Raw genomic sequence first — 19,340 nt, forward strand, 5'->3', positions numbered from 1 at the left:
AAAAGCTTACGCTTATTTAATAGCGTATTTTCAGCTCTAACAAAGGTTTAGATTTGTGACGCCCATCGCAATTAATCTAAACCGTTAGAGGTGGAACACTCTACTTTTTATTCATTGAGCCTTGTATCAAACGTTTTAATACACGGTCTTTGCCACTTAAGGAGCCGCTCAAACCCAGCACCTCTAAAACACGATTTACAGAGTCTGTATTTTTGCCGCCGCGCAGTAAGGTGCGCATTTTCTGCATTGTGGACAACTGCGCCAATGATTTTAAGGTCTTCGCCGCCGTTAATTCATCTTCGCTAAAGTCACAGCCAAATGGATATGCGGGCATCATCCCCTTTACACGCGCCCACGCAACATTGGCACGAATTACATGGGGGAAGTTTTGGCGAAATACAGTGGGCACGTCAAAGCTAGCCGACAATTTACCCGCCGCCTTTGCCTCGGCAACTAATTCAGCTTGAAACCGCGAGTCGGCGATATTAATTAGAGCGATGCAAACTTCCTCATCAGTTTTAGAACGCAGGTCGGCAATGCCGTATTCGGTAACGACAATATCGCGCAAATGGCGGGGAATGGTACACGCTCCATAGTGGCTAACAATATTTGATACCGCCTTACCACCCTGTGAGCGGCTCGCGCGAATCATCAGCACTGATCGTCCATTATCCAGTTGGTGCGCCATCGCCACAAAATTGTATTGTCCTCCGACACCAGATAACACCTGGCCGTTTTCAAGTGTGTCCGACGCGACCGCACCATTAAGGCTGACATTTAAACCGGTGTTAATAAAGCGTGCTGACTGTCGTTGTGCTTTATATAAACGCGGGTTTTGATCTAATTGATTAATCTTTTCGACGCCGCACATCGCTAGTTTGCGACGTTCCGTTTCAGGCATATCGCGCAAGCTACGATAAAAGTCACCACTGCCAAGAAAGAAGCCACCGTGCATCACTTTGCCATTGCGCAAATGCGTCCCTATGCAGTATCTCGCCATAAACTGCTGGCTGTCAGGATTGGCCATATTGGCAGAACAATGATCACCCTGTGGCGTATACAGCTTACCTTCGCTGTATCGGCAACTCTCGTTGAAGAAACCATGGTATTGCAGTGTATCGAAATCCTTGCCCCGCAACTCTCTTACGCCCAGCTCCGCCAAGGCGGGCAAACACTCAGAACTCAGTGCTAACGGGTCGCAGCCGCCAATATTAATAAGCTGTTGCAAGGCCCAAAAGTCATAGACAGGTCGCTTCAATACACCGGCTTCGAAAAGGTGAAGAAAGCCCTCTACAAACATTTCTGTGGCACCGTACAAGCCTTCTTCAAATGGTTCACGACCACCAATGGCATCCACCAGATCTGCGCTGTATTCATCGACACCAAATCGTTGCAGCAATTCGAGATAACTGGCATTTTGCTGATGCCTTAGCAGCGCCGACTGCACAATCGCGTCACCCATCGCACCGATACCCAACTGCAGCGTTCCGCCGTCGGCAATCAGGGCGCTGGCGCGCAAACCAATGGCATAGTCGGTGTCCGGGATAGGTGGTAATCGCGGCACCTGAAACAGGCCGTGGCACTCGCTGTTTGTTATCGCAAGAAAATCAAACTGCGACGCATTCACTTCCGCATCGCCATACATGAAAGGCAAGTCGGGGTGCACAACACCAATTGCGATATAGGGCCGCTCCTCTTTTTTAAGTCGAGAAACAACTTCTGCAGAGGTATCTGGATTACAGCTCATACTCAGCGCATCACCCTCCTGCGCCAACATTTGAATAACCACATTACAGCCACGCGCCACGACATCTCTTGCGGCATGAGTGTAGTTAGAGCTTATATAATGTCGCTGCGCCGAGAGATGCCCTAAGCGGCTGCCTGCCTTAAAATAGAATTCACAGACCTTTATGTTGGCTGGTGTTTCTCCGCTGCGCTCAGCTTGCAAATACAGAGGCTCACGATAATTCGCATATAGGCGGTCGAACACAGGGTTGAGTAAACGGCCCCGAATGGCATCCGCCTCGCTAGGCCGCTCTAAACTAAGAGCAGTTAAAATTGTTAAGGAAATACTCGGCTCAGCGCACGCCCGCCGATATAGCGCATCTATCAGCTCTACCGGCTTTCCCAGACCCAAAGGCATAGCAACGCGCAGATCATTCCCTAATCGAGCAATAATTTGCTCAACACAATGGTCGATTTCGACCATATTAAGTTCGGCTCTCGACTGAGACATTCAAGCTCCTTAGCGCTGAGTGTTTGCTGCACGATACGCAGCCAGCTTAATATACGTCAAGACACGGCTAGGCAGTGATTTATAAGGGCTACCAAAACATAGTCCAAGCATCCGCATGCGGTACGTTCCGCATTAATGCCCATTGAACTGTTAACGAATCGCTCTCGATTTGCTGCAATACATTAAAGAATAGGCGCGCTAAACTTAGTTTCTAACCTCACTGCAGACGCAACATGAAATTTACTAATTCGCGAAAAACCTAGAATCAGGAATTACCGCAGGGAATTGAAATGGAAATAGACAATAAAACCGTTTGGATTACTGGCGCAAGTTCGGGGATTGGCCTTGAGCTCTGCCGACAGCTAGCGGCAAAAGGCGCGCGGATTGTTTTATCTGCAAGGCGCAAAGATACTCTCGTTGAAATTGCAAAATCTCTGCCGGGCGGCTTAACCCGGCACTGGGTTGTGCCCCTGGATTTAGCGGTCGCTGATGACACTCTTGTCACATTTGTGCAAGGCCAATTAGCCGAGATCGGGCCGGTCCATATACTGATCAATAATGGCGGTATCTCCCAGCGTTCACTATTTATTGATACCGACTTATCGGTGTATCGGAAACTGATGGAAGTGAACTATATGGGATCGGTTGCCATGACAAAGGCCTTACTGCCGAGCATGCTATCTCGGCAAAATGGCATGATTGTCAGTATAAGCAGCGTGGCCGGCAAAGTCGGCACAAAGTTACGCAGTGGCTATTCAGGTGCTAAGTTCGCAGTGGTAGGATTTATGGATTGCCTGCGGGCCGAAACGGCGGAACACGGTGTTCACTGCCTGACAATCTGCCCAGGCTCCATTCAAACCAATATCGCCATTAACGCCCTCAATGCCAGTGGCGATGCACAGAATAAAAATGATGATTCCATTATCAATGGCATGGCCGTAGAAGAATGTGTGCGAGACATTATCAAGGCAATGATCAATGAACGTGACGAAGTCGTTATTGGTAAAGGTTTCAGTGGGCTCGCGCCGACTATAAAGCGGTTTTTCCCAGGTTTATTCAATCGTATTTCGGCTAAGACAGAGTATCGTTAGCGGAAATCAACCTAAACTTCCTAAAGTGCGGTATCACAATTGCTTATAAGCAATCACAACAGCCACAAAAAAAGCGTGTGCTCAACGATGCGGCTCATAAAGACTAATGATTCGCGCGGCGATTTTGGGTAAGGTGAGCACCTCATCAACAGCGCCCACAGCAACAGCAGCTCCCGGCATCCCCCATACCACAGAAGACGCTTCATCTTGTACCAGCGTGCTCGCACCGGCTTCGTGCATCGCTCGCATTCCCTCTGCGCCATCCTTCCCCATCCCAGTGAGAATTACACCTACCGCATTTTTACCAACATACTTGGCTACTGAGTGAAATAGCACGTCTACCGAAGGACGGTGGCGGTTTACCGGATCGTGATCACTCAAAACACAGTAATAACGCGCGCCATCTCGGCGAAGACTTAAGTGAAAATCACCCGGTGCAATATAGGCGTGGCCATGCAATACCCGCTGTCCATCTTGGGCCTCGCAGACGGTCATCGCGCTACACTTATTCATCCGCTCTGCAAACGGGCCGCTAAACATGCCGGGAATATGTTGAACAATTACCGTACCGGGTGTGTCAATTGGCAGACGTTCCAATACTTCACGAATAGCTTCGGTGCCGCCGGTTGATGCGCCTATCGCAATGATCTGATCGGTGGTTTTAAAATGTAAGTTACTTGCAATATTCGGTGCGCCCACAGGCGAAATAAAGGTTTCGCTGCAGCGCCTTGCTTTGCTATCCACCAATTTAGTGACCGTGGCAAAGCGAGCGACCTTAACTTTCTCGATAATTTCGCTGGCGTATTCCTTTAATTTACTCGCTATATCAATTTCGGGTTTACTAACAAAGTCGACCGCACCTAACTCCAGTGCCTCTAATGTAACCGAGGCATTTTTTTGCGTAAGCGACGACACCATCACGACCGGCATCGGCCGTAAGCGCATTAAATTACGCAAAAACTGCAGGCCGTCCATCTTTGGCATTTCAACGTCTAAGGTGAGCACATCAGGGTTGAGAAGCTTAATTTTTTCACGTGCGATATAGGGGTCAGACGCAACGCCGACGACCTCAATTTCAGGGTCGGAACTTAGAATCTCTGACAAGACATGACGCATTAGCGCCGAGTCGTCGATCACTAAGACTTTAATACGCGGCTTTTCGCCGTCACTTGGCGTAACTGAGCTCAACATAGATCCTCCAGAACACACAGCCTACGTATCTGAGAGACCAAAAAACGAATCTGAGTCAATTACGTTCGAAAATGCGCATTCAATAACGGGAGCACAAAGGCAGCAGCGACCCCACTTTGTCTGGCTACGCTGCTACTGACTAGTACTTAAAATTCTTCCCAATCATCACTATGGTCATTGCTTGCCATTTTACGAACTGGTGGCAATTTGGCTGGTGCAGGCTTAGTCCGTGGCACCATCCGATGTACATCACCGCCGCGACTTTCGACAGGCTTGCTTGCTAGCGCAGACTTTGAAATCACCGGCGAAACATCGTTGTCAGACGTTTTAAAGTATGTCATTTGATCTGCCAGACCGCGCGACAAGGTGTCCATCGATTGGCTAGCCGCCGCCGCCTGCTCAACGAGTGCCGCATTTTCCTGCGTCACTTTGTCCATCTCTGCAATCGCTTTGTTCACCTGCTCGATACCTGAAGATTGCTCTTGGCTCGCAAGCGCAATCTCGGCAATGATATCCGACACTTTTTTAACACTGCTCACGATCTCGCCAAGGGTAGAACCCGACTCATCGATAAGCTTGGTACCCTCATCAACTTTCTCAACGCTATCTTTAATCAGGGTTTTTATCTCTTTAGCCGCTTGCGCACTGCGCTGTGCCAAATTTCGTACTTCAGACGCGACAACCGCAAAGCCTCTGCCCTGCTCCCCAGCCCGTGCCGCTTCTACTGCTGCGTTTAAAGCGAGCAAGTTGGTCTGGAAGGCGATTTCGTCGATCACACCAATGATGTCAGATATGCGTTTGGACGAAGAATTAATCTCGCGCATTGCGCTCACGGCACGACCAACCACCTCGCCGCCTTTTTCTGCCTGACCACGGGCACTCGCCGCGAGATTATTCGCCTGTGACGCGTTCTCCGCGTTTTGTTTAACGGTCGCGGTAAACTCTTCCACACTTGATGCGGTTTCTTCCAAAGAAGCCGCTTGCGCCTCTGTTCTATTTGACAGATCTAAGTTGCCTTGGGCAATTTCTGATGCTGAACTTTGGATCCCTGTTGCCGCCTCGCGAATTTGTGTCACCATATCTCGCAAATTAGTGACCGACAGATTCAAGGCGTCTTGCATCTCTGCAAATTGGCCATGGTACTCACCGTTCATTACTTGAACTAAATCGCCCTCTGACAAGGCCGCCATCACTCTGGCACTTTCATCAAGCGGCGCGGCAACAGCATCCATCAAACGATTCAAGCTGATCGCCAAGCGCTGCAAAAACCCGACTGTCTCTTTGTCGTTAATTCGGCTATCAAGCTTGCCGGCAATAGCGCTGTCCAACAGCTCATTGATTTGCTTCTCTGCGTTGCTTTGCTCGCTGACGATGGCATCCATTAGGCCATTTACCGACACACTCAAACGACGCATAAAACCTTGATAGCGCTCGGCAGATAGACGCTTGTCAAGTTCGCCTTGTGAGGCAGCTTCTATCAGTGACGCTATTTGGCGCTCGGCGTCTTTCTGCTCGGTAATGTCCTTCCACTCGACCATATTCCCCATATACTCGCCGTTGGCGCCGAGAATGGCAGTGGCATTTACCTCAAACTCAAGATCGGCAATTTTAATTTCTGCGCGAGCGGGTAAATCGCTAACATTGGCAAGAAGACCGCGTTGATGGCCAGGATGTTTGTGGAACTGATCTATCGATTGACCGACGAGGTTATCAACTGAAAAACTGGGGAATCGCGCTCGTAAAACATCTTCTCGATTCCTCAACATTTGAATAACCGCTGGATTAGCGTAAGTGATATTCAAATCCGCATCACACATCATTAAATTAGCTTCCGCGCCGTTAACCGCCGACTGCAGACACGCTATTTCAATCTCTTTGGCACGCTGCTCTGTCACGTCGAGCCACTCAAGCGTATTACCAATATAAGTACCGCGGGTATCAACTTGCGCGGTCACATTAATATTAAAAATCAGTTTACCGACATTGATATCTACCGAATGTGGCAGATTAGACGGATCGCTCAACATACCACGCTGGTGGGCGGAATTTTTATGGAAAATATCGATGCACGTGCCCACGATATTATCGACATCAAATCCGGGATAGACAGCGGCCATGGCATCGCGATGACGCCCCAACAGAGACTTCGTCGATTCATTGACATAGGTTACCGTCAAATCTCGATCTACCATCATAATTGCGGTCATTGCGCTGCCAACGGCGGTTTGTAACCTCGCTACCTCAGTTTCCTTCGCGCGGGTCTCAGTCACATCCAGCCACTCTAAGGTATTGCCTATATAAGTGCCGTCGGTGCCTATTTGTGAAGTCACATTAATATTAAAAATCAAACGCCCCACCTTGATATCTGCTGAATGCGGCAGATTGGCTGGATCGCTTAATAAACCGCGCTGATGCGCCGGATCTTTATGAAATATATCAATACAGGTGCCAATAATATTTTCGACATCAAACCCTGGGTACTCGGCGCGAAGCTCATCGCTATATCCCGCCAGCAGCTTCCGAGTGGCATCGTTGACATAGGTAACGACTAGATCGCGATCGATCATCATAATCGCGGTCATTGCCCTATCAATGGAAGTCTGCAAGCGCACAACACATTCATCTTTCACGCGCTGTTCGGTCACATTAGACCACTCTAAAACGCTGCCAACCTGATTCCCTGCGTCATCGCATAGTGCGCTTGAGCGAATACTGAAAATCAAGGCACCAATGGCAACGTCCAGTAACTGCGCTTCACTGGAATTATCACTCAAATTTTCGGTTTGGTAGCTCGGGTCATTAGAAAGCAAGCTGTTGACAGAGAGCCCTGTGAGGCTTTCAGAATTGAAGCGAACATACACAGACTGGATTTCATCGGCATGCGTTGCCATCAGATTAACGGCCGCTTTATTCGCGAATGTAACAACAAAATCTTTATCAACTAGCATTATTGCGGTGTTTATACCGCCTATCAGTGCCAACCACTGATTAAGCTGCTTTTGCAACGCCAGCCCAGATTTTGCCGCCGGTGCCTTAGCAACAACCTTGGCCTTTGCGGGCGCCTTGCGCTGAACACGCGCCTTCACAGCCGGCTTAGTCGCTACTGCTGAATTCCGCCCCTTGGTAGTTGCCTTTATTTTTGTTTCCATTGCCAATCTCCGGTACTGGCCGCTTTCGCTTTCGCGCTCGCGTCCCAAAAAATTTACATCTATCTACATTTTTTCGTAGATGGTCCTGCCAATTAGGCGGTAAGAATCACAGACACCCGCCAAATTCTCGGAATGACCAATCATCAGCTTTGCGCCTTTTTGTTGATTTGCCGAAAACCGGTTGAATAAGGTCTTCTGAACATCTTTACTGAAATAAATAACTACGTTGCGACAAAAAATTATGTCGAATGGAGACTTCATCGGCCAAGGCCCCAAAAGATTAAGCTGTCGGTAAGTAATCATCTTTCGCACCGCCGGATGCATCAACACTAAGCCGGTGTTGTCGCCGCGGCCGCGCTTAATCCAAGGGCTTATTATTTGTTTATCCGCGCCATCAAAACGCTCATCGGTGTAGACGCCACGAGCAGCTTTCGCCAGTATCTCAGTGTCCAGATCCGTGGCTAATATCCTAACATCGGCTGTTTCTACCCCAGGTATTGCATGAAGCAGTGACATAGCCATTGAATAGGGTTCTTCACCGCTTGAGCAGCCTGCCGACCATATTCGAATTGACTGTTTTGTCTTTAGCAAGCGGGCCACTTCTTCTACCAAAAATTCAAAATGATGATTCTCGCGGAAAAAACTGGTGAAGTTTGTGGTAATTGCGCTCACGAACATTGGGATTTCAGATTCATCGCCGGAACGAATAATATCGATGTAATCATTAAAATCCGTGATACCTAAAGCTCGCAGTCGTTTAGAATACCGACTGTAAGTTAACTGCTTTTTCTCATTCCCAAGTGTAATACCGGTATGCTCAAAGACGAGACCGCGCAGCTTTTCAAAATGCTCATTTTGAAAAGGAAATTCGAATCTTTGGTCTACAACTTCTACACCAACATTCAATTATTATCCCACCCATAAAAGTTCATAAGGCATAACTCGTAATTTGCATCACTAAATCTTCCGCTACACAACTGCATTTTTGTTTGATTTAGAAAACTCTGTTGAGGTCACACAGGTATTAATTCTAATAATGCACAACGCACCAACCAGCATAAGCGCTGCAGCGGCGCTTTTAAAAACAATTCCGTGGTTCGCAAAGCCCAGAGAAGCGCCACCCATTATGGCCATCGAAACTAGGGAAAAAATCTTGGTCTTACAGTTAACGCAGCGCTGGCTCTCCCAACGATGTATACAAGGACCAAAGAACTTATTACCTAGCAGCCAGTTATGCCATCTCTCGGAAGACCGTGAAAAACAAGCCGCCGCCAGCAGTATAAAAGGTGTCGTTGGCAGCAAAGGCAATACAGCGCCAACTGCGCCCAGCGTAATAAATGCAAACCCCAGTAGCGTGTACATCCTCATACGGCATAATCCAAATGTATTGATGTTGTTAATTACTTAAACAATACTGAATATCATTTTACCAACACCGTATCGTGGTATTTTTAGTTTAAATCCGACAGTTACCCTGGCGCTAAACCCACCTACAACTGCGGCCGCATCCTCGGGCCTATAAACCTTATCCAGCTTCAAGTGGGCAGAGGAATCTGACATAAGTAAACGAGAGCACACGTTGATAACTTCATAAAAGTTATCGACAGACGTTTTAGTAAATTCGCCACTCTCCAGCATATCTTCAGCACCGCCAACCGGCATCATCGATAGCGCCGCTCCTGAGTACGCAACAAAAGCCGGGTCACAGACGCATACGGCGACAAGATCGCCGTCATCGCAAACAAAGCTAGCCGCAAATGCACCGGAAATAGTTTTATCTGGCACCTCTGTTGCCTCTACATCATTGCCATATAACATCGACAACATATCAGCGACACTTTCAGTGCTTGGTACGACGAATCTTTTAGTCATATTATTATTTCCGATTACATAATAGCGCTAAGAACCTTCTCAAAGGATTCCACTGAGAAAGGCTTGGAGATAAGGAATTTTGCTCCACCCGCTGACGCTTTTGCTCGCATATCAGCTGTTGCTTCTGTTGTTATAAAACCGAACTTCGTTTTAATTCCTTCTTCGTTCATAGCCTCTAACAATTCAATTCCCGTCATATTTGGCATATTCCAATCAGCCAGCACCAAATCAGGTACGCTCTTCTTAATTGACTCGAGTGCCACAAGGCCATCCTCTGCTTGAGAAATATCGTTGCCGCCAAACCCTGCTTGCCGTAATGTGCGTATGATCATGTTACGCATCGCAGCGCTGTCATCAACAACCATAATATTCATATTTCCATTTTCCTTTTAAGCAGATTACGAGAATTGTGAGTAGTTCATCACAAGTATTACAACTCCCCTATTAGTGATGATACTTATTGAGTAACGATTCAAGTAAGCCGAATCTATATGAATAAATAGTTGTATAAAGATGGCCGCTATATGACATTTAAATACTGAGCAAAATTATCATGTCCAATGCGCACGAATTGGTGGCTAAAACCACCTCATTAATATCATTCCCCGATGTTGCTATCGCTCTAAATAGCGCACTGAGCAATGGTGACAACTCAAGTAAAACCGTCACTGAAATTATTGAGCGCGACCCCGCCTTAACCGCCGCGGTACTGCGCATATCAAATAGTGCGGCCATGAATACTGGCGTGGAGATAAACACGGTGTCTCGCGCTGTTTCGCGCCTAGGCTACCGCCAAATAAACGAACTTGTGCTAGGTATCGAGGTTGCCAGATCCTTCAATGGTCTTAGCAATGACCTAATCACAATTGAAGACTTTTGGCAGCATTCGCTATATTGCGCGTCGATTGCCAAACGTATTGCAAAACTGTGCAAGGGAGTCGATGCAGGTGCTGCATTCACTGCCGGATTACTGCACGACATTGGCCAACTTATTATTTTTAGCCGTTTAGCCGAAGAATCGGAGGAATTTCTCTCTAAATCCATTTCCGACTTCGATGGACTAAGCACTTACATCAGTGAGAAGCAGGTGCTCGGCTACGATCACAGCAATGTCGGCCTAGAATTAGCAATGCGCTGGAAGCTGCCGTTATCGCTTCAGCAATGTCTATTTGCGCATCACGAGCCCAACAAGATCCAACCTACCCCTGATCTTGTGATGATCGTTCACATTGCAAACAGTCTAGCGGTACTCGCTGAGCTTAAAAGCAGCAGCCTTGACGATGCGCCAGACATTGAAGCAAGCGCGTGGACGCAATTAAAACTCAACAGCGATCATATTCCCGCGTTATTAGACGGAATCAACGAAGAAGTTAGCGACTTGCTCAATATATTTACTAGTCATTGAATTTATCTTAGCTACCTCGTCATCTCGCTTGAGACGTTGCAGCACTTACACTATTTCCGATCAATCGAATAGCTCAATATCATTCGATACTGGCTTGTCATGCAGTTTACGCCCGTATACTTCTTCTTCATGAATAACCATATTGGCGTGTAGTGAACGCAAACGTTTAACAAGCACCCTGCCGGTAGTCGGAAAGTAGTTAATTTTTCTCGAGAACTCCAGACCAACATCTTCCGCCACGATTGCAATTCCTTCCAACTCAAGAAAGGCGCGAACGAAGGCAATATTCTTTCCGCCAACATCACTTAAACCTCGCATCATTCGGCCACCACCGAAGATTTTGACTTCGAGATTTTCCCGTCGCCCGCCTACTTTAAGGATATCGTTGATCAAGTGTTCCATAGCATAAGCGCCATAACGGGCAGCCATACCGTCCATTTTCGAATCACCTTCGGGAAGCATAAAATGATTCATGCCGCCTAGCTTAAGAACTCGCTCCCGTATACACGCCGAAATACATGAGCCTAAAACGGTGGTGATCATTTCATCTTCACTGTCGGACACGTAGTATTGCCCAGGTAACACCCTCGCCGCATAAACACTGTGAGTACCATCCCAATGCCGTTGAATGTCAGGGTATTTGGCGTTTACTGCGGTTATGGTATGCGGCACAGACTCACCCCTAAAACAGCTCGGGCGAGGCGCACGATGCTTCAACGTCAGCACCGACATGAATTTTTAATTCATCTGCGCAGGAGTACAAACCTTTCACTTTTTCATCTAGCTTGCGACTTAGGTCTCTGCAAACATCTGAGGGTATTTCCGCCTCTAGCAATGCCAACGCTTGCTGAACATGGGACAATTTCTGGGCAAGCAGATCAAAGCACTGCATGTGAACGACCATCTCACCAAGCGTATTTTCCAGCTTTGCTCCGGCATCATCGTCAAGCTGACCTGCACTCACAAGGGAATTTAACTGCGCATTTAAGTCGCCAAACTTGGCCATCATGCCGTCTATATCGACGCTGGCCTCGACAACAGCGGCCTCTACTTGCAGGGAAAGAACTCCGAGTAAAGGTTTTGGCGACGTATCGCGATTATTTAGCTTGACGACTCTCATAGATTCCCCCTAAAGGGATGCGACCGCAGAGTCTAATTTTAAGTATTTCGCGTAGTCCAACTGTTCAGCTAGCTCACAAAAATAGGAAGACGGCTTATACCACGTTACCGATCTACCGCTGCGTTCGGAATTAGCAACAAATACCGCCAGCAATTGCAACACGGCAGTATCTGCATCCGTTACCGCCGATGCATCTACGACAATCGAAGATTCACTACTCGCAGCCAATTCTGCCAAGTCTTGATATAACGCCACTACGCCGTCTACGGTAGAAAATGTGGGCAAAGCTAAGTGAGAGCTGGCTTTTTCAAGCTCCGCACCGTCGTCTGCGACCGCTTCGTTATCAAGCAAATAAACAAATTCATTTGATTTCGGACTGACTTTCTCCGAGTTCGGTTCATCAAGCAAAATTACAAATTCAGCAGAGTCTGTCATACATCCCCTTTAATACATTCGATGCCAACACGCGCGTTTAGAAAATCAAACTACGCTGCAGCGACGGTGACATCCTTTATTGTCAGGAGTTTGTCGATATCCAACAAAATCAGCATCTTGTCATCTACCGTCGATAAGCCCTTGATAAAATCTGCGCGCACATTTCCACCGAAGTCCGGCATCGCCTGAACGGTTTGCTCGTCAACGCGATAAACTTCTGACACCGCATCGACGACCATGCCAATGGTGCGCGCCTTATCCGCATTCTCTACACGGACGACAATAATCACTGTGGTAGGGCCAAACTCAATTGATTGCATTGCAAAACGTTTACGCAGGTCAATAATTGGCACGATCGCGCCACGCAAATTCATCACGCCGAGCACATAGCTAGGCGAACTCGGTATGGGAGTGACGGTATCCCACCCTTGAATACCCTGTACGCGAAGAATTTCCACACCGTATTCTTCACCATTTAGCATAAACGTAAGATATTGGTTTGTGTCTGCGTGAAGCATGTCTGCAGGAGATAGCTGTAAGTTCTCAGTACTCATTTACATTTCCTCGCTTGTCATCAAGCCGCACTTGATTGCGGTGCATTCTCTAGCTGGCGCATATCTATGCTGTGCACTAAACCCGGCACATCAATAATTAGCGCAACATTGCCATCACCGAGAATAGTGGCTCCGGCAAGGCCTTTTACAGGCAAATAATTTTCTTCTAAACTTTTAATCACTACCTGCTGCTGTTCCATTAGCTCATCAACGAACAAGCCCATTTTCTTGCCATCGCTCTCGACTACAACGAGCAACTCGCCCTTTTTCTCTTCGGAATCACTAAAGAGGGTTTCAGATGACATATTGAATGCTTCATGCAGCCTGATGACGGGAATATAATCGTCTCGCAAACGGTAGACATTGCCAGTACCCACAACCTTGCTGATTTGCCCCTTTGAAACGAGTACGGTCTCAACTATCGATAGCAGCGAGAAGATGTAAACTTGGTCGCCTACCCGCACCAATTGCCCATCCAAAATCGCCAGGGTCAACGGCAGTCGAATCTTTAGCGTAGAGCCCTGCCCCAGTGTTGATTGCAAATCTATTCGGCCGCCTAAATCTAAAATATTACGGCGCACCACATCCATACCGACACCACGCCCAGACAAGTCGCTGACCTGATCCGCGGTCGAAAAGCCAGGTTGAAATATCAGGTTATTAATTTGATCATCGCTTAGCACTTCACCAGCCGCGACAATCCCGCGCTCGATCGCTTTTTGCAGAATTTTACTGCGATTCAACCCCGCGCCATCGTCACTTACTTTAATGACGATATTACCGCCTTCATGGTAGGCACTTAGGTGTAAGACGCCTGTTTCTGGCTTACCCGCCGCGATTCTATCAGCTGGCATTTCAATGCCATGATCAAGGGAATTTCGCACTAAATGCACTAGTGGATCACTCATTTTTTCTAATACGGTTTTATCAAGCTCGGTGTTCTCACCCGACAACTTCAACTCTACTTTTTTGCCTAGCTTAGTACTCATATCACGCACCAAGCGCTTAAAACGGCTAAAGCTGGCACCAATAGGCAGCATTCGAATTTGCATTGCACTTTCTTGTAACTCACGGGTGTGGCGTTCAAGCACCAGCAAACCATCGCGTAAGCCCTGCGCGTCGCCGCCAGCATTTTCTTTATCGCCAAAACGAGCAAGCATCGACTGAGTGATCACAAGTTCGCCGACGAGATTAAGTAACATGTCTATTTTATCGATGCTAACTCGAATCGACCCACTGTCTTTAGGAGCTGACTGAGTAGCGGCTTGCTTCGGCGCCGCAACAACTTGTGCGCTCGGCGCATCGGTTTGCTCAGTGGATTCCGCCAACTTATTTTCGGGCACGTCCGCGTCTTCTTTCTGTAAAGCCTCAATGCGAATTTCACTTTGATTGCTAACCCACTCAAAGACATCTACGACAGCCGCCTTTTCTATATCGCCACGCAGCTCTATGTCCCAGCTGGTGTAGCACGATTCCGGATCCATGCTATCAAAATCAGCGTCATCGCCTAGGGAAGACACAATTGACATATCTCCCATGGCGGCTAATTCCCGCAGCAAACGTTTAGGCTCATTGCCGGTTTTAAATATATTTGACTCTGGCGCGTAGTGAATTTTCCAACCCCGCGAAGGCACTGCAGACGAGGCAGACACAGGCTTTTTAACAGGCTGAGATTTAATCCCGGCCGGCGCCTTATTATTTAATAATGCATCGATCTTTTGCTGAACAGAATCGATATTCCCTTGATCCGCCTCAGTCTGGTTTTGACTCGCCGCGAGCATATCGCGAATACAATCAACGGATGCCAGTAAAACCTCGATAACCTCTTCAGTCGCATCGCGCTGCCCCGAGCGCATCTCATCGAGAATAGTCTCTACACCATGAGTAAAACTTGAAATATTGAGGAAGCCGAAAGTGGCTGCACCGCCCTTCATTGAGTGAGCGGCTCGAAATATATTATTAATGGTTTCTATGTCGGTATTTTCAGGTGTCAGATTTAGTAAACCCGACTCCATTACATCAACACCCTCTGCGCTTTCCTCAAAGAAAATCGCATGAATTTCCGCCATATCAAGGTCGAGGGACATATCAGTTCCTTTTCGGTTCTAGGACACGATCAAGGATGCGCAGCAGTGCTTCAGCATCAAACGGCTTCACAATCCAGCCGGTCGCCCCCGCGTCTTTACCACGCATTTTCATTTCCTGCGCAGATTCGGTTGTCAGCACCAGAATTGGTGTAAAGCGGTATGATGGCAGGCGCCGTAACTCAGCTGTCAGGGTAATACCATCCATTTTGGGCATATGGACATCGGTTAGAACAACATCTACCCCATGTTCCTTAGCAAAGGACAAAGCATCGGTGCCGTCTTCAGCTGAATGGACATCATGGCCCGCCTTACGCAGCGTCATTGACACCAATTGGCGCATGGATGGAGAATCGTCAACCGCAAGTATGCTGGCCATAAATAAGTCACACCCTCTTATTCTGTTGGGCTTAAATTGCAATCACGCTAAGCAGCCGGTGTTTGCAAAGGCCGCATGACAGACAGATCTTATGATCGCAGTAGACTAATTCAGTGCTCGACTAGATATTCGTAATTGTACTGACCGTTGCGGTCAATCCTTCAGCAAAGCTGCGGCACTAGCGACAAGCGTCATGATGAATAAAAACCATTTAAGGCCTTTGGGACTCGCCTTAATTGCTATACGGACACCTATTTTTGCGCCCACCACGGTACCCAAAGCGAGTATCAGGCCAGGAAGCCACGCCACCAACCCTTGCCAGATAAAAACCGCCAGCGCAGCAACCGTTAACGCCGCAGTGCAGACCATTTTTATAGCGTTGGTTTTAACAAGGTCATAACGCAAGCTACCGGCAAGCGCGGCGATAAGAATAAAACCTACCCCTGCTTGAACAAAGCCGCCGTAAACTCCGGCAAAGAAGAGTGTCCATTTGGCATTAGGCGAATCCGCCATCGATAAAGCCGGGGTACCTAGCGGTGGAGCAACTACATTCGGACGAATTAAAATGACCAACGCCATCGATACCATCGCAAATAGCAATGCCGGCTTTAACCATTCGCTGGGTGCGAAAGCAGCGACAACAGCACCTAGCAAGGACCCCAACAGGGTTGGCTTTAAAATACCTAGAAGGTCGTGACGTACGAGCTGGCCATGCCGATCAAAGTCCTTGGCACCTGTTACCGATTGAGCGAGCACGCCTAGGCGATTTGTTGCATTGGCGACGTCCGCCGGCAAGCCCATCAGCATCAAGGCTGGCAATGTTAAATTAGACCCACCTCCGGCAAGGGTGTTGATAATTCCGGCAATAAGTCCTACAAACACTAGCATGGCCGCAAAGATGGGGCTTACAGCATAGCCTGAATTTAACTCAAACACCTGCCAACTCCGTTGAACTAAAACTCAGTGATAGCTCGCCAGTACAGCTAAGATCCAATGGCGCAGAATACCGTACAAATATGCATAACACGCATCCAGATAAGTACAACTTCGCATCGAAACTCAAAATGGCTTGTCTATACTACCACCTATCATTTAGTCATTTTCTAACACGTAATAATACTTCTCTTTATCTAATAAAAGGAGGTCACAATGACAAATTCTAAGGCAATCAGCATAGGCATTCCGGTCGCTGCCAATGTCGTTCTAATTGGCGCCTCCGGTGCAGCAAGTCAACTTAGCATGGGCACATTACCGGCTATTGCACTCGTCATTGCCTTAATACTCAGCGCTACCGCGCTAAGCAACTAAGCTCAGCGCTGCATCAAGCCCATGGCAGCTGTAAATTGCACTTGGGCTTCGGCATGGCCCTTTCGGTTTATCAAAAGTAAAAAACCATCTCATCCTAGTAATCATGCGCAGCAAAACGTGTATTATCGCGCTACAGCTAGGCAGAAAGTCTGCTTGACCGCGATTGATGCATGAGCGAAGCAGCGAACATGAGGATGATATGATAATCGACCACCATCGGGTGAACGAGATTACTCGAAACAACAGCAAATTACTTAAATCAATATCACAACTGTTTCTCAACGAACTTCCTGATATGATCAAAGCAGTTGACACTGCGTACCAGCAAAACGATCGGCAAAGCATAGCAAAGGCGATACATCGCTTAAAAAGCGCCTTGGGAAACTTCGTGAACAGCGAGTACTACAAAGAGTTTTCGCAACTTGAAGCCTCAGCCAGCGGCATGACCGCCCCTGTAATCCACCTAAACGAATGGCTGAGTCAGTGGGAGAAGGCTAAATTAGATTTAGAAACACTGGTTGTAGACCTTAAAGAGATGGCAGGAATATAGACAATCCATGGATGTATTAATTGTCGACGATGACGCAGTAACCCGCTTTGCGCTCTGCTCTGCCTTAGAGGAATGGGGCTTTATACCTGTTGTTGCAGAAAACGCCGATCAGGCTCTAGAAAAACTTGCCACCGAAACCACACCTCACTTACTCATCATCGACTGGTCAATGCCCGGGATGAGTGGCCCAGATTTATGTAAGCACATCCGCGAGCGAGAAGACGGCCAATTTTTTTACATCCTTATGCTGACCGGCAAAGAAGGCAACGAGGCGATTATTGAAGCCATGGAGGCCGGGGCAGACGACTTCCTGAGCAAGCCTTTTGATCACCGCGTTTTAAAAGTACGGATCGCCGCAGGCAGCCGTATTGTTCGCCTAGAACAAACCCTCAACCAGCTGGCATCGCGGGACGCACTCACCCAGTGCTGGAACCGGCGCATGATCGACGAGCTATTTGCCAACAGCATTGCCGAATCAACACGAAAGCACAGCATATTTTCACTAATGGTAATAGATATAGACCATTTCAAAGCCGTCAATGATACCTACGGTCACGCCGCAGGGGATAACGCTCTAAAGCATGTGGTCAATATTTTAAACATCAATCTTAGAGAGTACGATCAAGTCGGTCGCTACGGTGGCGAAGAGTTTGTGGTACTCCTACCCGCCACCGACCAAAATGAAGCCTGGGGTGTCGCCGAGCGAATTCGATCGGCAATCCAGTTCCAGCCAACGATTCTCGGCGACGACAGAAAAATAGATTTAACGGTGAGTATCGGTATTGCGGAATTTGATCGCAATCGCGATGCGAATCAGAGTGCGTTCTTTGAACGAGCGGATAAAGCACTATATACCGCTAAACAAACCGGGCGAAACCGGATAGTAAGCTCAGATTAATTCGCCTTAATAATAGCGCCACTCAACATCCGTAAATGATAAAACACGTAAAATAAAAAATTACAGCGGAAAACGGCACCGTGGACACAATAGCCCCACCCCCACTTTTACTTTCACTCAGTGAGCTCTGGCGCGCCAGTGCCGAGCTTTCAATGCTCGCCCTCGGCGGCACCTCACTGAAAAACACCCCAAAAGGCGACGGCCATCCCGTCTTGACCCTTCCCGGCTATGGTGGCGCCGACGGCTGCATGGCACCACTGCGATATTTTCTACAAAGTCGAGGATACGCCACCTACGGCTGGGGACTGGGTAGAAACATACCGCCGACACGTATCACCAGCTTGGAGGAAATGAACAACTTTCAAACAGAAATACTCGAGCGCCTGCACGACAAAATCTGCAACGTACACAATGCGACCGGCCAAAAGGTCAGTTTGGTCGGGTGGAGCCTAGGTGGCAATTACGCAAACTTGCTCGCCCAGAAACATCCAAACCTAATAAGACAAGTGATTACCCTGGGCACTCCCTATGGAGATCCTCGCGGCACCGCAGCCTGGAATGTATTAAAGCGCTTAAATCGCGGCACAAAATCTGACGAGTCGCAAGATACAGACGCGTGGTCAACAAGTAGCAACGGAAGCCGCGAGGTACCCACAACCGCTATTTACAGCCCGGTCGATGGCATTGTCTCGCCCCAAATAGCGAAATTAAGCGCTGCAAACACCTGCAATATTGCGGTTCAATCAAGCCATATCGGCTTTGCTATCAATCCCAAAGTTTATCGCGTTGTCGCCGAAATTTTAGCAAAACCGGAGCTATACTGTAGCAAGGCGTAGTCGTGATCAGCACAACACCCTACCGCCTATAAATTGCATAAAGTGAATCAAGGGCAATAATCATTCAATTATGCGTAATGTTTAACAGTAATAATAACGCAGCCCAAACATTAACAAACGTTAATAGTCTCATTTTCAGAACGCAGACGCCGTGCCAACTGCTACCGCGGATAGTATCGAAGAAAAACTACTTCAAGCGGATTATGCCTGCGTTGCGATTTAATGGTTAATA

The 19,340-nt window shown here is 47.8% G+C and carries 20 protein-coding genes; 6 read left to right on the forward strand and 14 right to left on the reverse strand.

Annotation, left to right across the window (positions count from 1 at the left end; all coding sequences use genetic code 11):
* Nucleotides 1-100: 100 nt before the first annotated feature.
* On the reverse strand, nt 101-2,236 hold the full coding sequence (locus tag KXJ70_RS13755; RefSeq protein WP_219044081.1) for an acetyl-CoA hydrolase/transferase C-terminal domain-containing protein: 2,136 nt from the start codon (nt 2,234-2,236) through the stop codon (nt 101-103).
* Between the two features lie 290 nt (nt 2,237-2,526).
* Between KXJ70_RS13755 and KXJ70_RS13760 the strand changes: the two genes are divergently transcribed.
* Nucleotides 2,527-3,327, forward strand: coding sequence for an SDR family oxidoreductase (locus tag KXJ70_RS13760; protein ID WP_219044082.1), 801 nt, complete (start codon nt 2,527-2,529; stop codon nt 3,325-3,327).
* Between the two features lie 81 nt (nt 3,328-3,408).
* Here KXJ70_RS13760 and KXJ70_RS13765 read toward each other — a convergent pair whose 3' ends face one another.
* The 6 genes from KXJ70_RS13765 to KXJ70_RS13790 form a co-directional block, all read right to left on the reverse strand.
* Nucleotides 3,409-4,518, reverse strand: a complete 1,110-nt coding sequence (locus KXJ70_RS13765; RefSeq protein WP_219044083.1) for a protein-glutamate methylesterase/protein-glutamine glutaminase — start codon at nt 4,516-4,518, stop codon at nt 3,409-3,411.
* A gap of 146 nt (nt 4,519-4,664) precedes the next feature.
* A complete protein-coding gene (locus tag KXJ70_RS19475) occupies nt 4,665-7,667 on the reverse strand; it encodes a methyl-accepting chemotaxis protein (RefSeq protein WP_219044084.1) in 3,003 nt (1,000 codons plus the stop codon).
* Between the two features lie 63 nt (nt 7,668-7,730).
* Complete coding sequence (locus KXJ70_RS13775) at nt 7,731-8,573, reverse strand: CheR family methyltransferase (protein ID WP_219044085.1); 843 nt, start codon at nt 8,571-8,573, stop codon at nt 7,731-7,733.
* Nucleotides 8,574-8,636: 63 nt separating this feature from the next.
* On the reverse strand, nt 8,637-9,035 hold the full coding sequence (locus tag KXJ70_RS19595) for a YbaN family protein (protein ID WP_219044086.1): 399 nt from the start codon (nt 9,033-9,035) through the stop codon (nt 8,637-8,639).
* Nucleotides 9,036-9,071: 36 nt separating this feature from the next.
* Nucleotides 9,072-9,539: a hypothetical protein gene (locus tag KXJ70_RS13785; protein ID WP_219044087.1), complete on the reverse strand. Its 468-nt coding sequence runs from the start codon at nt 9,537-9,539 to the stop codon at nt 9,072-9,074.
* 14 nt (nt 9,540-9,553) lie between these two features.
* Nucleotides 9,554-9,913 (reverse strand): response regulator, encoded by a 360-nt coding sequence (locus KXJ70_RS13790; RefSeq protein WP_219044088.1) that lies wholly within the window; start codon nt 9,911-9,913, stop codon nt 9,554-9,556.
* Between the two features lie 179 nt (nt 9,914-10,092).
* On the opposite strand from KXJ70_RS13790, the gene KXJ70_RS13795 reads away from it, so the two are divergent.
* The gene (locus KXJ70_RS13795) at nt 10,093-10,944 is read left to right on the forward strand and encodes an HDOD domain-containing protein (RefSeq protein ID WP_219044089.1); all 852 of its coding nucleotides are present in this window, start codon (nt 10,093-10,095) and stop codon (nt 10,942-10,944) included.
* 60 nt (nt 10,945-11,004) lie between these two features.
* On the opposite strand, the gene cheD is transcribed toward KXJ70_RS13795, so the two are convergent.
* The 7 genes from cheD to KXJ70_RS13830 form a co-directional block, all read right to left on the reverse strand.
* Complete coding sequence (gene cheD / locus KXJ70_RS13800) at nt 11,005-11,616, reverse strand: chemoreceptor glutamine deamidase CheD (RefSeq protein ID WP_219044090.1); 612 nt, start codon at nt 11,614-11,616, stop codon at nt 11,005-11,007.
* A gap of 10 nt (nt 11,617-11,626) precedes the next feature.
* Nucleotides 11,627-12,064 (reverse strand): hypothetical protein, encoded by a 438-nt coding sequence (locus KXJ70_RS13805; protein WP_219044091.1) that lies wholly within the window; start codon nt 12,062-12,064, stop codon nt 11,627-11,629.
* A 9-nt stretch (nt 12,065-12,073) separates the two neighbouring features.
* A complete protein-coding gene (locus KXJ70_RS13810; protein ID WP_219044092.1) occupies nt 12,074-12,499 on the reverse strand; it encodes an STAS domain-containing protein in 426 nt (141 codons plus the stop codon).
* Nucleotides 12,500-12,549: 50 nt separating this feature from the next.
* The gene (locus KXJ70_RS13815) at nt 12,550-13,053 is read right to left on the reverse strand and encodes a chemotaxis protein CheW (RefSeq protein ID WP_219044093.1); all 504 of its coding nucleotides are present in this window, start codon (nt 13,051-13,053) and stop codon (nt 12,550-12,552) included.
* A 20-nt stretch (nt 13,054-13,073) separates the two neighbouring features.
* A complete protein-coding gene (locus KXJ70_RS13820) occupies nt 13,074-15,140 on the reverse strand; it encodes a chemotaxis protein CheA (RefSeq protein WP_219044094.1) in 2,067 nt (688 codons plus the stop codon).
* A gap of 1 nt (nt 15,141) precedes the next feature.
* On the reverse strand, nt 15,142-15,516 hold the full coding sequence (locus tag KXJ70_RS13825) for a response regulator (RefSeq protein WP_219044095.1): 375 nt from the start codon (nt 15,514-15,516) through the stop codon (nt 15,142-15,144).
* A 153-nt stretch (nt 15,517-15,669) separates the two neighbouring features.
* Nucleotides 15,670-16,452: a sulfite exporter TauE/SafE family protein gene (locus KXJ70_RS13830; protein ID WP_369409788.1), complete on the reverse strand. Its 783-nt coding sequence runs from the start codon at nt 16,450-16,452 to the stop codon at nt 15,670-15,672.
* Nucleotides 16,453-16,665: 213 nt separating this feature from the next.
* On the opposite strand from KXJ70_RS13830, the gene KXJ70_RS13835 reads away from it, so the two are divergent.
* The 4 genes from KXJ70_RS13835 (at nt 16,666) to KXJ70_RS13850 (ending at nt 19,108) form a co-directional block, all read left to right on the forward strand.
* Entirely contained in the window at nt 16,666-16,824 is a 159-nt protein-coding gene (locus KXJ70_RS13835) for a hypothetical protein (RefSeq protein WP_219044096.1), read from the forward strand.
* Between the two features lie 199 nt (nt 16,825-17,023).
* Nucleotides 17,024-17,374 carry an Hpt domain-containing protein gene (locus KXJ70_RS13840; protein WP_219044097.1) on the forward strand — a complete coding sequence of 117 codons (351 nt, stop codon included), beginning with the start codon at nt 17,024-17,026 and terminating at the stop codon, nt 17,372-17,374.
* Between the two features lie 7 nt (nt 17,375-17,381).
* A complete protein-coding gene (locus KXJ70_RS13845) occupies nt 17,382-18,272 on the forward strand; it encodes a diguanylate cyclase (protein WP_219044098.1) in 891 nt (296 codons plus the stop codon).
* An 80-nt stretch (nt 18,273-18,352) separates the two neighbouring features.
* Nucleotides 18,353-19,108: an esterase/lipase family protein gene (locus KXJ70_RS13850; RefSeq protein ID WP_219044099.1), complete on the forward strand. Its 756-nt coding sequence runs from the start codon at nt 18,353-18,355 to the stop codon at nt 19,106-19,108.
* Nucleotides 19,109-19,340 lie beyond the last annotated feature (232 nt).

This window comes from Zhongshania aquimaris, assembly GCF_019312595.1.
Classification (GTDB): domain Bacteria; phylum Pseudomonadota; class Gammaproteobacteria; order Pseudomonadales; family Spongiibacteraceae; genus Spongiibacter; species Spongiibacter aquimaris.